This is a genomic window from Brenneria izbisi (assembly GCF_025840185.1).
In the GTDB taxonomy this organism is placed as follows: domain Bacteria; phylum Pseudomonadota; class Gammaproteobacteria; order Enterobacterales; family Enterobacteriaceae; genus Brenneria; species Brenneria izbisi.
This window is the reverse complement of sequence record NZ_JAMPJU010000002.1, coordinates 185,536-199,515: the sequence shown is the minus strand read 5'-3', so window position 1 is coordinate 199,515 and position 13,980 is coordinate 185,536. Positions and strand designations below refer to the sequence as shown.

Genomic DNA, 13,980 nt, shown 5'->3' with positions numbered 1-13,980 from the left:
ACGCCATCCGATGACTGTTTTTTCCGGCTGACGGCGGTTGATCGCTGTCAGCTGGTCAGGGGACGTGTATGACTTTCTGGACCATTATCCGCCAGCGTTGCTGGGGATTGGCGCTGGTGATGATCGGCGTATGTGTGATTACGTTCATCATCTCGCACCTGATCCCCGGCGATCCGGCGAGCATGCTGGCGGGCAATCGCGCGAGTGACGAGATCGTGCAGCGCATCCGCCAGCAACTGGGGCTGGATCAGCCGCTGTACGTACAGTTTTACCGCTATGTGACCGATCTGCTGCACGGCGATTTAGGCACCTCGATTCGTACTGGCCGCCCGGTGCTTGAAGATTTGAAAGCGTTTTTCCCGGCGACGCTGGAATTGGCGCTGAGCGCGTTGCTGCTGGCCATCGTGCTGGGGGTGCCGCTGGGCGTATTGTCTGCGGTTTATCGCAATAAATTTCCCGATCATCTGGTGCGACTGCTCTCGGTGGTGGGGATCTCCACGCCGGCATTCTGGCTGGGGTTAGGGGTGATTATTCTGTTTTACGGTCAGATGAATGTGCTGCCGGGGGGCGGACGGCTGGATGACTGGCTGGAACCGCCGACGCACATCACTGGTTTTTATCTGCTCGATTCACTGCTGACGGGCAACAGCGAGGCGTTCTGGAATAGTTTTCAGCATCTGGTGATGCCTGCGCTGACGCTGGCGTTCGTGCACATGGGCATTGTCGCCCGGCAAATCCGTTCGGCGATGCTGGAACAACTGGGGGAAGACTATATCCGCACCGCACGGGCCAATGGCCTGTCGCGCTGGCGGGTGATCCTGTGTCATGCGCTGCCCAACGCGCTGATCCCATCCATTACCGTCCTTGGTCTGGCGCTGGGAGACTTGCTCTATGGCGCGGTGCTGACGGAAACGGTGTTTGCCTGGCCGGGTATGGGCGCTTATGTGGTGAACTCGATTCAGGCGCTGGATTTCCCGGCGGTAATGGGTTTTGCGGTGGTAGTGTCGTTCGCTTATGTGATCGTCAATTTGTTGGTGGATCTACTTTACGTGTGGGTTGACCCGCGTATTGGCCGTGAGGGGTAACCGCGATGTCTTTGATTGAAAATGGCGTGGAGAACGGCGACGTAAATCTACCGCCGCCGGAAACCACCTCGCGTTTCGCCAACTGGCGGCGTACCGCTTATCTGCTTAGCCGCAGCCCGCTGACGTTGGTTGGGGCGCTCATCATACTGATTGTGACGTTGCTGATGCTGTTTTCGCCGTGGCTGGTGCCGTATGACCCGAACGCTATCGATTTGACCGCCCGCTTACAGGCGCCTTCCGCGTTGCACTGGTTTGGCACTGACGAAGTCGGACGCGATATTTTCAGCCGCGTGCTAATTGGCAGCCAACAGTCGGTAACCGCTGGGGTAGCGGTCGTGGTGGTGGCGGGGATTATCGGTTCGCTGCTCGGCTGTTTTTCCGGGGTGATGGGCGGGGTGATGGATGGGCTGATTATGCGTTGTATGGACATCATGTTATCGGTGCCTTCGCTGGTGCTGACCATGGCGCTGGCGGCGGCGCTCGGCCCCAGCCTGTTCAATGCGATGCTGGCGATAGCGGTGGTGCGCATTCCTTTCTATGTCCGCCTGGCGCGCGGGCAAACATTGATGTTGCGTCACCAGGCCTACATGCAGGCAAGCCGCACCTTTGGCGCGTCGCGCTGGCATTTGATTAGCTGGCATGTATTGCGCAATGTCTTGCCGCCGCTGGTTGTGCAGGCTTCGCTGGATATCGGCACTTCGATTCTGATGGCGGCCACGCTTGGCTTTATCGGTCTTGGCGCGCAGCAGCCGACCGCCGAATGGGGGGCAATGGTGGCCAACGGACGTAACTATATTCTTGATCAGTGGTGGTACTCGGCGTTTCCGGGTATGGCGATCCTGATTACCGCAACCGGTTTTAATCTGTTCGGCGACGGTCTGCGCGACCTGCTGGACCCGAAAGGAAGAGGGCGTTGATATGCAGACTGAACGTATTCTGGCTGATGTTTCGTTACCGCCACCGGTACTGGATATCGACAATCTGCAACTGGTGTTTCCGGTTTATGGCGGAGAAATAAAAGCGCTGAATCAGGTGTCGCTTAGCGTTAATGCCGGGGAGATCGTGGGCGTAGTGGGGGAGTCCGGTTCAGGTAAATCCGTTACCGCGATGATGGCGATGCGGTTGTTGCCGCCGGATAGTTTTATTATTACCGGCGGACGCCTGAACATGCTCGGCCTGGATGTGGTCAAGGCCAGCGAACAGGCGATGCGCTCCGTGCGCGGTTCGCGCGTGGCGATGATCTTTCAGGAGCCGATGAACGCCCTCAACCCGACACGTAAAATCGGGCGGCAGATGAGCGAGATCCTCCGTCTGCATCAGTCGCTGAACGCTAAACAGGCGCGCAGGAAAGCGATAAGTCTGCTCAATGACATGCAGATAGCGGATGCGGAACAGGTGATGAATCGCTATCCCTTTGAACTGTCGGGCGGCATGCGTCAGCGGGTGCTGATTGCTATGGCTTTCTCCTGCGAGCCGGAGTTGATTATTGCCGATGAACCGACCACCGCGCTGGATGTCACCGTACAGCGCCAGGTGTTGCGTCTGCTGCAACAGAAGGCGCGCGCCAGCGGCGCCGCGGTACTGTTCATCACACATGATATGGCCGTAGTGTCGCAATTGTGCGATCGGGTTTATGTGATGTACGCGGGGCAGGTGATTGAAAGCGGAACCACCGATGAGGTGATGGCGCATCCGGCGCATCCCTATTCCATTGGTCTGTTGCAGGCTGCGCCGGAGCATGCCGAACCGCGCAGTTTGCTGCACGCTATTCCCGGCACGGTACCCAATCTGGCGCAACTGCCGCCGGGATGTGCCTTCCGTGAGCGTTGTGCGCATGCTGATACCCAGTGCGCACGGTCGCCATCGTTAATGCCGCTCGTAACGCGCAGGCATCAGCAGGTTGCCTGCTGGCATCCGCAACCGGCTGAACAGGAGCAGGTGAGATGATGAAAGAAGCATTAATGGAATTGCAGGATGTGCGAGTGCGTTTTCCCGCCAGCTATAACTGGTTGGGTAAACCGAAAAGCTATGTCCACGCATTGAATGGGCTTGATCTGAAAATTATGCGCGGCGAAACGTTGGGCATCGTTGGGGAATCCGGTTGCGGCAAAAGTACGCTAGCCCAACTGCTGATGGGATTGCAGCAGCCAAGCGGCGGCGAACTGAACCGGGCGCGTCAGGGCGGTTCCTGGTTTGGTTCGGGTATGCAGATGGTGTTTCAGGACCCGCAATCATCGCTTGATCCGCGCTTACCGGTCTGGCGTATTATCACCGAGCCTGTTTATGTGCAAAAACACAACAGCGTGACGGAGCGCCGTGAACTGGCCGCGCAACTTGCCGAACAGGTGGGTATCCGCCGGGCCTATCTTGACCGCCTGCCGCATGAATTTTCCGGTGGTCAGCGCCAGCGAATCTCCATTGCCAGGGCGCTCTCCTCCGAACCGGATATTATCGTCCTGGACGAACCGACATCCGCGCTGGATATTTCGGTACAGGCGCAAATCCTTAATCTGCTGGTGACGTTACAGCGGCAGAGAAATCTGACGTTTGTGCTGATTTCGCACAATGTATCGGTCGTCAGGCATATGAGCGACCGGGTGGCGGTGATGTATCTGGGACAGATTGTCGAACTTGGTCCAGCGCAACAGGTGCTGACGCAACCGCAGCATCCTTATACCCGTTTGTTGCTGGATTCCGTACCGCAGGCCGGACGGCTGCTGGATGACGGACAGGCGGATCGTAAAGGCGAGCTTCCCAGTAACCGTAATCTGCCATCAGGCTGCTTTTTCCGCGAGCGCTGTCCCTACGCCGGAGATGGCTGCCAGCTTCCGCAAACGCTGAGTATGACGTCTTCCGGCACGGCGACGCGTTGTCATCGGGTGTAGGGGATAAGCCTCGTTATCTTCCCCTGTAGAGCCTGCAATGGATTGCAGGCGCAGTACCCCGCGCTATTCAAATGGAATGTAAATCATCCAGTCCTGCCCGATGTTCTAAATATTTCTAATCTATCTGTCATATTTCAGAATGGATCTTGCTCTCTGGCTACTTTACTAACATTAAATTGATTGTTTGTTTATTAATCGACATCAACATTCTCATTTATCTTTAATGCTATAAGCTTTAGTTTATTGTTTTAAATTAAGTGATATTTATAAATTAAAATTCTGATGGTTTTTATTAAGAGTATATTATTTATAAAAACCACCAGATTTTTTCATGAGTCCTGGCCTGGATTCTTGCTATGGTTATTTATCCTGAAAAAACCAAAAATAATAGAATTAAAAATAAGTTAAAATAAAATTGCTTATCAGTTACCAGAAGCACTCATTATTATCATGCTAACTATTTAGCTCGCAAATTAAATTAGAAGACAAAAAATAGTGCTTTTTTTGTTTAATTGAGACTGCCGGAGAATAAGGGCGTGATGGGTTTTTTGACGCTGTTTTTGATGTGTTTAATTTTCTTAATTCATTGTTTTTATTGTTTTTATTTTTTAATTAACTTTAGTGGTTCATCTAATTATATAGGCATTGACCATCTGTTGGTGTTGTGTGTATGATCCAAACGAAAATTATAAGCGTATTTAGGTTTTTTCCTTTATTTGACGCTTGTTTTCTCCTTTTGAATCGTGGTTCATACGATTTAATAATGCGTTTAGTAACGCCGTATAATGATGCGGATTTTATTTCTTTTATCTCGTTGGTCGAAAAAACAAATAATTTATTTATTTGTGATTCGGATGGTCTGCTATTGCTGAAATCGGCAGGGATTTCGATGGAAATCGACCTTATTTCTCCGGGCCAGAGCGCCCTTACGTTGGTATAGACATATGGCTAAAGGAACTGACGGTGCATCTGTCGCACCAAAGGAACGTATTAATATTAAATATGTCCCGGCCACTGGTGGTCAGCAGGCGGAAATAGAACTGCCGTTGACGCTGATGGTAGTAGGAAATATGAAAGGACGTACAGAGGAAACGCCTATCGAGGAACGTCAAACGGTAGCGATCGACAAAAACAATTTCGCCTCGGTGATGAAAGAGGCCAAGCTGGAACTGAATTTCAGCGTGCCCAATCGTCTCGAAGAGGAGAGTCAGGATGATCTGCCGGTCAAACTGAGTATTGGCTCTCTGAATGATTTCTCGCCTGATCGCATTGCTCAACAAGTGCCTGAATTACGTAAGTTATTGGAGTTACGTGAGGCGCTGGTGGCATTGAAAGGACCTCTCGGCAATATTCCTTCCTTCCGTAATCGTTTGCAGGATCTTTTGTCCAGCGAAGAGGCCAGAGAGCAGCTACTCAAAGAATTGGATCTGGTAAAACCCGCAGAATAATTGACGTTTACTGACGAGATAGGGAAACAATTATGTCAATCGTTGAAGAACAAGCGCAGTCCGGGGCCGCCAGTGCCTCTGGATCACTGCTTGACGAAATCATGGCGCAAGCGCGCATCACCCCGGTGGATGAAGGGTACAGCGTCGCCAAACAAGGGATCGCCGCACTGGTCGCCAATATTCTTGATAACGGCAACGCAGCGGAGCCAGTGAATAAAGCGTTGGTCGACAGTATGATCGTCGAACTGGACAAAAAGCTCAGCAAGCAGATCGACGTTATCCTGCATGCTCAGGCGCTTCAGGAACTGGAATCATCCTGGCGCTCTTTGAAGCTGATGGTGGATCGCACCGATTTTCGTGAAAACATTAAAATTCTGGTGTTGCACGCGACCAAGGAAGAATTGCTGGAAGATTTCGAGTTCGCGCCTGAAATCACGCAGTCCGGTTTCTACAAACACGTATATTCCAGTGGATACGGACAGTTCGGCGGTCAGCCTATCGGCGGCGTGATCGGCGACTACGCCATGACCCAGAGTTCTCCTGATATCAAACTGATGCAGTATGTCAGCGCGGTGGGCGCGATGGCCCATGCGCCGTTTATCTCATCCGTAGCGCCGACCTTCTTTGGCGTGGACGATTTTACCGATTTGCCTTCCATCAAAGATCTGAAATCGGTATTTGAAGGCCCCGCCTACACCAAATGGCGCTCGCTGCGCGAATCGGAAGACGCGCGTTATCTGGGCCTGACGGCGCCGCGCTTTTTGGCGCGTCTGCCTTACGATCCGGTTGAGAACCCGATTAAGGGCTTCAACTACAAGGAAGACATCAGTTCCGATCATAACCACTATCTGTGGGGCAACACCGCCTACCTGATGGGAACCGCCCTGACGGACAGTTTCGCCAAGTACCGCTGGTGTCCGAACATCATCGGCCCGCAGAGCGGCGGCGCGATCACCGATCTGCCGGTGCATGTTTATGAAGCGATGGGACAGCTTCAGGCCAAGATCCCAACGGAAGTGCTGATTACCGATCGTCGTGAATACGAGATGGCCGAAGAGGGCTTTATCACGCTGACGATGCGTAAAGACAGCGACAATGCCGCGTTTTTCTCCGCCAACTCGGTGCAGAAACCTAAGGTGTTCCCGAACACCAAAGAAGGGAAAGAGGCGGAAACCAACTACAAGCTGGGTACGCAACTGCCGTACATGTTCATCATCAATCGTTTGGCGCACTACATCAAAGTGTTGCAGCGTGAGCAGATTGGCGCATGGAAAGAACGTCAGGATCTTGAGCGTGAGCTTAATAGCTGGATCAAACAGTACGTCGCCGATCAGGAAAATCCGCCGGCAGACGTTCGCAGCCGCCGTCCTCTGCGCGCCGCCCAAATCAACGTGCTGGATGTGGAAGGCGAACCCGGCTGGTATCAGGTCACTATGGCGGTTCGTCCTCACTTCAAGTACATGGGGGCAAACTTTGAACTGTCGCTGGTAGGTCGTTTGGATAAGGAATAAAGCTGATGCCGTCGCTTTCTGCCTGGGAAAGGGGAACCGCGGCCAGCCTGTTCGATCGTATCCGGGGGGAAGCGGCGCGCGCTTCCCCTGAAATGGATATTGAAGCACTGATTGCGTCCGTGAAGCGTCAATTGGATCAGGTGCTCAATACCCGGCCCGGAAGTTGTCGCAGCGCACCTGAGCTTGGCGTGATTGATTTCAATGACGCCACGCAAAGCGGCGCCGATATTCGGGGAAAAATCCGGGAGGCGATCCGGCAGTGCATCTGTCGCTTTGAACCTCGAATCGTCCATGTGGACGTCAGTGCGTCGGACTATCTGTCTAATCCGCTGGAGATGTCGTTTCAGGTCACCGCCCATGTCAGGCTGGATGAACTGGAACAGGTCGCCTCCTTCAATATTCATATGGATAGTCATCGCCATTACAGAATGATCTGATTATGTCACTGGAACATTTTTTCAGGGATGAATTGACCTACTTGCGCCTGCAAGGGCGCGAATTCGCCAAGGCACACCCTGAACTCACCCGATTTTTGTCAGAACAGACCACCGACCCGGATGTCGAGCGACTTCTGGAAGGGTTCGCTTTTTTGACCGGCAGTCTACGGGCGAAGATCGAGGACGAGTTTCCTGAACTGACGCATGGTTTGCTGGGCATGCTGTGGCCCAACTATCTGCGCCCCGTACCGAGTATGACGATTATGCAGTTTTCGGTACTCCCCGGCGCCATCGCGCAGCCTGCTTTTGTCGCACGCGGCTGTGAGCTTGACAGCCTGCCGGTTGACGAGGTGGTTTGTCATTTTCAGACCTGTCACGACGCCTGGATCTACCCGGCGGATATCCGGCAGATCAATGTACAAAGCGGTAACGATCTATCGACCATTACGCTGGATATCGGTCTGCACGGCCCGCTGTCATTAGGCTCTCTGCAACTCGATAAACTGCGCTTTTATCTGGGCGGCGATACTTACACCGCCTATGAACTTTATTTCTGGATAGCCAGCCAGTTATCACACATTGAGTTGGAAGTCGACGGCCAGCGCTTCCGTCAGGAAGCCGGCGTACTGAAAACGGTGGGATTTGAGCGTGAAGATGCGCTGCTGCCGTATCCGGGCAACGTTTATTCCGGCTATCGTATTCTGCAAGAGTATTTCTGTTTCCCCGAAAGCTTTCTGTTCTTCCAACTATCCGGTGCGACATGGCCCGACTTGCCGCTGACGGTAACGGCGTTCCGCCTGCATTTCTGTTTCGACCGCCCTTTGCCCGCGGAACTGAAAATCCGGCCCGACTCATTCATGCTCAACTGCGTCCCGGCCATCAATCTGTTCCAGCATGACAGCGAACCGATCAATCTCAGCGGACGTCAGACGGAATATCCGCTGAAAGCCAGTTACCGTCATGCCGAAGGATTTGAAATTTTCTCCGTCGATAAGGTGGAAGGCTGGGTGGAAGGCAATGCCGGTCGTTCACGCGGCGTGCCGCGCGTCTACCAGCCATTTGAAAGCTTCCAGCATCAGATCGAGCGCGCCAAAGGGCGGCTGGCGCTGTATTACCGTATTCGGGTACGGGAAGCTGTTAGCGGCGACGGTTTTGAGCATTTGCTTTCCTTTGTCCGTGGGGATGAACGTGAAGTAATTGATCTGGATGAATCCATTTCCGTCAGCCTGACCTGCACCAATCGTTCGCGGGCGGCGCAATTGCCGGTTGGCGCGATCTGTGTGCCGACCGGCAATTCTCCCTCCTTCGCCACATTTCGCAATCTGACCCGGCCAACCCGTCCGCTAAGACCGGCAATGGACGGCAGCCTGCACTGGACGCTGATTTCCAACCTGTCGTTGAACTATGTTTCGTTGCTGCGCCGCGATGCGTTGGTGCAAATTTTGCGCACCTACGATTTCCCCGCCCTGCATGACAAACAAGCGGAGCAGGCATCGCGTAAACGGCTGGCTGGGATCGAGTCCATCGAAACCTCGCCCATTGATCGACTGGTGCGGGGGATGCCGGTTCGCGGTCTGAAGTCGGTGCTGTCGATACGACAGTCCGCCTTCTCCAGCGAAGGAGAACTGTATCTGTTCAGTACGGTGCTGGCGCATTTCTTCTCGCTGTATGCCAGCGTCAACGCTTTCCACCTGCTGGAAGTGGTCAACATCGATAACAAGGAGCGCTACCGATGGCCGGTACAGATAGGTCAGCACTCGATGATGTGATGTTTCGCCAGGATGCCTCGCATTTCAATTTTTTCCAACTGGTGGAACTGCTTAATCAGCTGGAAGAGGTTGATCTGGAACAGGAACTGGACTTCCGGCCCGATCAGGAGCGGTTGCGTTTCCGTTCGACGGCATCAATCGGTTTCCATCCCGCGGATGTTCTGCGGGTGGGACAGGATAACCAAGGGCGGCAGGAACTGGAGGTGGCGTTTCTGGGGCTGCACGGCAGCCAGTCGCCGATGCCGGGTTATTACCTGGAGGAATTGGCCTGGGAGTACGCACAGGGCGAACAAAAACTGGGCGTGTTTCTCGATTTCTTTCATCACCGGCTATTGACGCTGCTCCATCGCGCCTGGCGCAAATATCGCTACCACGTTCGCTTTCAGAATGACGGCGAGGATGGTTTTTCCCGGTTGATGTTCGCTCTGGTGGGGTTAGGCAACGACGCGGTGCGTGACAGCCTGCCGGTCAACCGCGCCAAGATGCTGTCCTATGCCGGTTTGCTCGCCAGCCCCAGCCGTTCCCCGGAAGTCGTGGCGGGGTTGGTGATCCACTGTTTTGATCTGGACGATGTCGAGGTCGTTGCCTGGCAGCGCCGCCGGGTGCCGATTCATGAAGGACAACAGAACCGTCTGGGGCGCGCCAACATGATGCTGGGCGGGGATTTTGTCATCGGCGACAACGTGAGCGACTGCGCGGGTAAATTCCTGCTTAAAATCGGGAACCTCAGTTTTAGCCGCTTTCTCAGTTTTTTGCCCAACGGCGAACACTTTCAGCCGCTGGTGCGTTTTGTTTCGTTCATCCTGCGTGACCAGTTGGCCTGGGATTTACGCCTCGGTTTTGCCGAGGGGGAGGCCAAAGGATTGCGTCTGGGTAGCGAACAGAGCAGCCGTCTGGGATGGAGCAGTTTCCTGGGACAGCCACCAGCCGACCCCTATGTGACGATTTGTGTGCAGGAGTAATTGTGAACGAAACCAACTCACTCACGCTGGTTGTGCTTAACAGCGAACAACTGGATATCAATTCGCAGGTGCAACATCAGTTTGATCTCAGCGGCGGCACGCTGGGCGCATCTGACGACGATCAGTGGCAATTACGGGATCGGCTTGGCGCGGTGCTGCCGAACCATGCGCGCATTGAAATGCAGGATGGCCGTTTCTGTCTGTGCGATCTGAGCGGTCAGTCATTCATCAACGGCGCCTTATCGCCAATTGGACGGGAGCGCAAAGTCGTTCTTTCTCATGGCGATGAACTGGTGATCGGTCCGTTTCGGTTAGGGGTGTACTTCGGTGCTCCCACCACTGAGGCGGACATCGATCAGGTACTGGGACAACATTCCGATGATGTGCTGGGCGGGTGGTTGAGCGAAGAGAAAAAAAGCCAACCTGTCGCGGATGCCGACACGACGGCGGTATTCAACGATCCCCTGTGGGCGCTACAGCAGGAGCAGAGTCGTGCGCTGCTGACGTCCGACGATGAACAGACCAATGAATCGCTATCGACGTCTCTTTCTTCTTTTTCTGTTGTAGAGGACACCATGGATCAGAAATTTGTGGAATTACCGACCATCAATAACCCACTGACAGCGCTGGAAGGCGCACATATCGACAGTACGCTATTGTCCCCGTTGATGCGCGGGCTGGGGATCTCGCTGCCGGTGGAGGACGAACCGCGGTTACGGGAGATGCTGGAAGAAATGGGCAAAAGCCTGCGCATGATGGTGGAGGGGCTGCTGGCGTTGCAAACCGGGCAGACAGCATTGGCGGAAACCCATCTGCGTCCGATTGAAGATAACCCCTTGCGTCTGGGGCTGGATTATACGGATACCCTGTCGCTGTTATTCGCCGAAGGCAAAAGCCCGGTACATCTCTCCGCGCCTGCGGCGGTGGAAGAGGTGTTGAATAACGTGCGCGTTCATCATCTGGCGAATCAACAGGCGATAGCCGTGGCGCTGGAAAGCATTCTACAGGCGTTTTCTCCGGCCGCATTGCTAAACCGTTTTGAACATTATCGACGTAGCGGCGAACAACAAATTGCCGATGACGGCTGGGCATGGCAGATGTATCAGCACTATTACCGCGAACTGACCTCACCGCGTCAGCAGGGGTTTCAGAAGCTGTTCCATCAGGTATACGCCCAGGCATATGACCGTGCCGTGCGTCAGCAACAGGAGCGGCAATAATGCTGCGCGTCCTGTGGCTGTGCGTCCTGATGTCGCTGCTGCCGGGATGCGCCACGCTCGGCAAGATGGCCAAGGTTGCGGCGAACCCGGATATCCAGGTGGGCAGTAACGACAGCCAGCCTTCCACTGCGGCGTTTAGCCTGCTGGCGGAACCGGATGTCAATCCGAATGAGAGCGGCGAGGCTGCGCCCATCGAATTTCAATTGGTGATGCTGGCGGAGGATTCCCGCCTGCTGGCGACCGATTATGACCAGGTGACCACAGACATCGAAAAGGCGTTGGCCAAAAACTATGTCAATCATCAGGACTACACCTTGCTGCCGGGGCAGTTCAAGTATCTGCCGCCGGAGGCGTTGGATGAACAAGTCCATTACGTCGGGGTGATCGCCCGTTATGCCGACCCGGAGAGCGCCGAATGGCGCAAGGTCATCAAGCTGAAAAATACCGGGCGTACTTACCAGATTCTGGTGCATCTGCGCCGGGATGAAGTCGAAATCAAAAAAGACCAAGAAGAAGAATAATCATGTCGAGCCGAAATCGGGTTATCTGGCGGGAAGGGCTGTTTATCAAACCGCAACACTTCCAGCAGCAGCAAAGACACACAGACTATGCGCTTCATGCCCGTCTCAGTGCGCTTAGCGACTATTTCTACGGCTTGCAATCGCTGGCAATCAATGAGGAGTACCTCAATTTTGGCCGTATTGCGCTGGTCAACGCCAGCGGAGTAATGCCGGACGGTACGGTTTTCAATATTCCGGGGGACGATGCTTTGCCGCAGCCATTGGAAATCACCGATGTGGCGCTGGCGAATCAGAAAGTCTATCTGGCGCTGCCATTGGCGGTGAACGGCGTAAGCGAAGTCGGGCAACCGGGACAAGGCATCGCCAGCCGCCTGCAATCGCAGCGTCATGACGTGCGTGATCTGCACAGTGAAGGCGGCGATGTGGTGTCGATGGAGGTCGGCAAGGTCAGCCTGCGGCTGATGCTCGATCGTGAAGATCGCAGCGCTTACGCGTCGCTGGCGATCGCCAACATTCTGGATAAACGGCCGGACGGCGGGCTGGTGCTGGATCCGAACTTTATGCCGTGCAGTATCAGCGTGACGGCGATCCCGTCCCTGAAGCGCTTTCTGGGGGAATCCGCCGGGCTGGTCGCCGAACGCGCCCGCAGTCTGGCGCAGCGCATTGCGACGCCGGGACAGCAAGGAGTGGCGGATGTGGCGGAGTTCATGATGCTGCAATTGCTCAACCGCGCCCAACCCAAGCTCTCTCATCTGGCGCGCCTCGGCACCTTGCATCCTGAGCGGCTGCACGAAGCGTTGGTGGAACTGTGCGGCGAACTGATGACATTTACCGATGAATCACGCTTGCCGCCGGAGTTTCCGGCTTACCGCCATGAACACCAGCAGGCCAGTTTCGAGCCGCTGATGATGGCATTACGTCAGGCGCTGAGCACCGTACTGTCGCCGCGCGCGGTTTCCATCCAACTGAAGAAACAGCCTTATGGCGTGATGGTGGCGATGGTCGGCGATGCGGAATTAATGACCAGCGCCGAATTCGTGCTGGCGGTGCGAGCGCGCATGCCGCAGGAGCACCTGCGTAAACAGTTGCTGCAACAAACCAAGATTGCCTCCAGCGACAAGATCCGCGAACTGATCAGCCTGCAATTACCCGGCGTGCCGTTGTTGCCGCTGCCGGTGGCGCCGCGTCAATTGCCTTATCACGCCGGTTACAGCTATTTCCAACTCGACAGACAAAGCCCGGCCTGGAAAACGCTGGTGTCCGGCAACACGCTGGCATTCCACATCGCTGGCGAATTCCCCGAACTGGATATGCAGCTTTGGGCTATCCGCAGCCAGTCGTAAGGAGAGGATGAGATGAGCATTGAGGTCATTAAAAACGAACAACTGGGCGACCTGCTTTACGACCATGCCCGACAACTGGATATGGATTCCGACTACTGGTTTCGTCTGCGCGGACAAAGCATCAACCCGATGATAGACGCGGTGACGCCGCTGTTGGGCATGGTGGATCGGGTTCGCCAACTCGCCGCTTATGACGGCGTCGCGGATCTCTACCAGCGGGTGGTGTCTGAAATACAGGCGATCGAACAGGAACTGCATTCTCATGGATATGAAAATGGCGTGATCCTGTCATTCCGCTACATCCTCTGCACCTTCATTGACGAGGCGGTAATGGGGCGCGAGTGGGGCGGGCAAAGCATGTGGTCGGCGCATTCGCTGTTAACGCGTTTCCATAACGAAACCTGGGGCGGGGAAAAGGTTTTTGTGCTGTTGGAGAAGCTGCGGGATGACCCGGTGCGCTACCGCGACATTCTGGAGTTCATCTATTTGTGTCTTTGTCTCGGTTTTGAAGGCCGTTACCGGGTGATGCCGCAAGGGCGCGAGGAACTGGATCGCGTGGTGCGCGGCCTGCATGACACGCTGCGCCCTGAACCCGCCAATCCGCCGACGGTGTTTCACCTCAATCCGGGGCAGCAGGCTTCCCGCTACCAACTGCGCAGACAGGTTTCGCTGCGTACCCTGTTTATCTGCATGTGCGTGGCGTTAGCCGCCGCATTCGGCCTGTACCGTTACCAGCTTTCTCAACAGACCCAGGACGTACTGCGTCAACTGGGAGAATTATTACAATAACAGGAGCGTT

The 13,980-nt window shown here is 54.8% G+C and carries 13 protein-coding genes; all 13 read left to right on the top strand.

Annotated features, from left to right (window positions below):
• The first annotated feature begins 68 nt into the window (after nt 1–68).
• The 13 genes from NC856_RS03600 (at nt 69) to icmH (ending at nt 13,970) form a co-directional block, all read left to right on the top strand.
• Nucleotides 69–1,085: an ABC transporter permease gene (locus tag NC856_RS03600; RefSeq protein WP_264089069.1), complete on the top strand. Its 1,017-nt coding sequence runs from the start codon at nt 69–71 to the stop codon at nt 1,083–1,085.
• Between the two features lie 5 nt (nt 1,086–1,090).
• On the top strand, nt 1,091–2,002 hold the full coding sequence (gene ddpC / locus NC856_RS03595; protein WP_264089068.1) for a D,D-dipeptide ABC transporter permease: 912 nt from the start codon (nt 1,091–1,093) through the stop codon (nt 2,000–2,002).
• Nucleotide 2,003: 1 nt separating this feature from the next.
• Complete coding sequence (locus tag NC856_RS03590) at nt 2,004–3,032, top strand: ABC transporter ATP-binding protein (RefSeq protein WP_264089067.1); 1,029 nt, start codon at nt 2,004–2,006, stop codon at nt 3,030–3,032.
• Nucleotides 3,029–3,970: an oligopeptide/dipeptide ABC transporter ATP-binding protein gene (locus NC856_RS03585; protein ID WP_264089066.1), complete on the top strand. Its 942-nt coding sequence runs from the start codon at nt 3,029–3,031 to the stop codon at nt 3,968–3,970. The genes NC856_RS03590 and NC856_RS03585 overlap by 4 nt, the downstream gene beginning before the upstream one ends.
• A 944-nt stretch (nt 3,971–4,914) precedes the next feature.
• Nucleotides 4,915–5,418, top strand: coding sequence for a type VI secretion system contractile sheath small subunit (gene tssB / locus NC856_RS03580; RefSeq protein ID WP_264089065.1), 504 nt, complete (start codon nt 4,915–4,917; stop codon nt 5,416–5,418).
• A gap of 32 nt (nt 5,419–5,450) precedes the next feature.
• Nucleotides 5,451–6,929, top strand: a complete 1,479-nt coding sequence (gene tssC / locus NC856_RS03575; protein ID WP_264089064.1) for a type VI secretion system contractile sheath large subunit — start codon at nt 5,451–5,453, stop codon at nt 6,927–6,929.
• Between the two features lie 5 nt (nt 6,930–6,934).
• Nucleotides 6,935–7,366, top strand: a complete 432-nt coding sequence (gene tssE, locus NC856_RS03570; RefSeq protein ID WP_264089063.1) for a type VI secretion system baseplate subunit TssE — start codon at nt 6,935–6,937, stop codon at nt 7,364–7,366.
• Between the two features lie 2 nt (nt 7,367–7,368).
• Complete coding sequence (gene tssF, locus NC856_RS03565) at nt 7,369–9,135, top strand: type VI secretion system baseplate subunit TssF (RefSeq protein ID WP_264089062.1); 1,767 nt, start codon at nt 7,369–7,371, stop codon at nt 9,133–9,135.
• Complete coding sequence (tssG, locus tag NC856_RS03560; protein WP_264089061.1) at nt 9,099–10,097, top strand: type VI secretion system baseplate subunit TssG; 999 nt, start codon at nt 9,099–9,101, stop codon at nt 10,095–10,097. The genes tssF and tssG overlap by 37 nt, the downstream gene beginning before the upstream one ends.
• Nucleotides 10,098–10,099: 2 nt before the next feature.
• The gene (gene tagH, locus NC856_RS03555; RefSeq protein WP_264089060.1) at nt 10,100–11,317 is read left to right on the top strand and encodes a type VI secretion system-associated FHA domain protein TagH; all 1,218 of its coding nucleotides are present in this window, start codon (nt 10,100–10,102) and stop codon (nt 11,315–11,317) included.
• The gene (tssJ, locus tag NC856_RS03550; RefSeq protein WP_264089059.1) at nt 11,317–11,838 is read left to right on the top strand and encodes a type VI secretion system lipoprotein TssJ; all 522 of its coding nucleotides are present in this window, start codon (nt 11,317–11,319) and stop codon (nt 11,836–11,838) included. Before tagH ends, tssJ begins: the two co-directional genes overlap by 1 nt.
• Before the next feature lie 2 nt (nt 11,839–11,840).
• Entirely contained in the window at nt 11,841–13,181 is a 1,341-nt protein-coding gene (gene tssK, locus NC856_RS03545) for a type VI secretion system baseplate subunit TssK (protein WP_264089058.1), read from the top strand.
• A gap of 12 nt (nt 13,182–13,193) precedes the next feature.
• Nucleotides 13,194–13,970 (top strand): type IVB secretion system protein IcmH/DotU, encoded by a 777-nt coding sequence (gene icmH, locus NC856_RS03540; RefSeq protein ID WP_264089057.1) that lies wholly within the window; start codon nt 13,194–13,196, stop codon nt 13,968–13,970.
• Nucleotides 13,971–13,980 lie beyond the last annotated feature (10 nt).

Excerpts from the sequence above, each read along its gene's own strand:
- tssC (WP_264089064.1), top strand. The coding sequence starts at position 5,451 with ATGTCAATCGTTGAAGAACAAGCGCAGTCCGGGGCCGCCAGTGCCTCT.
- tssF (WP_264089062.1), top strand. The coding sequence starts at position 7,369 with ATGTCACTGGAACATTTTTTCAGGGATGAATTGACCTACTTGCGCCTG.
- tssE (WP_264089063.1), top strand. The coding sequence starts at position 6,935 with ATGCCGTCGCTTTCTGCCTGGGAAAGGGGAACCGCGGCCAGCCTGTTC.
- NC856_RS03585 (WP_264089066.1), top strand. The coding sequence starts at position 3,029 with ATGATGAAAGAAGCATTAATGGAATTGCAGGATGTGCGAGTGCGTTTT.
- tssK (WP_264089058.1), top strand. The coding sequence starts at position 11,841 with ATGTCGAGCCGAAATCGGGTTATCTGGCGGGAAGGGCTGTTTATCAAA.
- tssB (WP_264089065.1), top strand. The coding sequence starts at position 4,915 with ATGGCTAAAGGAACTGACGGTGCATCTGTCGCACCAAAGGAACGTATT.
- icmH (WP_264089057.1), top strand. The coding sequence starts at position 13,194 with ATGAGCATTGAGGTCATTAAAAACGAACAACTGGGCGACCTGCTTTAC.
- NC856_RS03600 (WP_264089069.1), top strand. The coding sequence starts at position 69 with ATGACTTTCTGGACCATTATCCGCCAGCGTTGCTGGGGATTGGCGCTG.
- NC856_RS03590 (WP_264089067.1), top strand. The coding sequence starts at position 2,004 with ATGCAGACTGAACGTATTCTGGCTGATGTTTCGTTACCGCCACCGGTA.
- tssJ (WP_264089059.1), top strand. The coding sequence starts at position 11,317 with ATGCTGCGCGTCCTGTGGCTGTGCGTCCTGATGTCGCTGCTGCCGGGA.
- ddpC (WP_264089068.1), top strand. The coding sequence starts at position 1,091 with ATGTCTTTGATTGAAAATGGCGTGGAGAACGGCGACGTAAATCTACCG.
- tssG (WP_264089061.1), top strand. The coding sequence starts at position 9,099 with ATGGCCGGTACAGATAGGTCAGCACTCGATGATGTGATGTTTCGCCAG.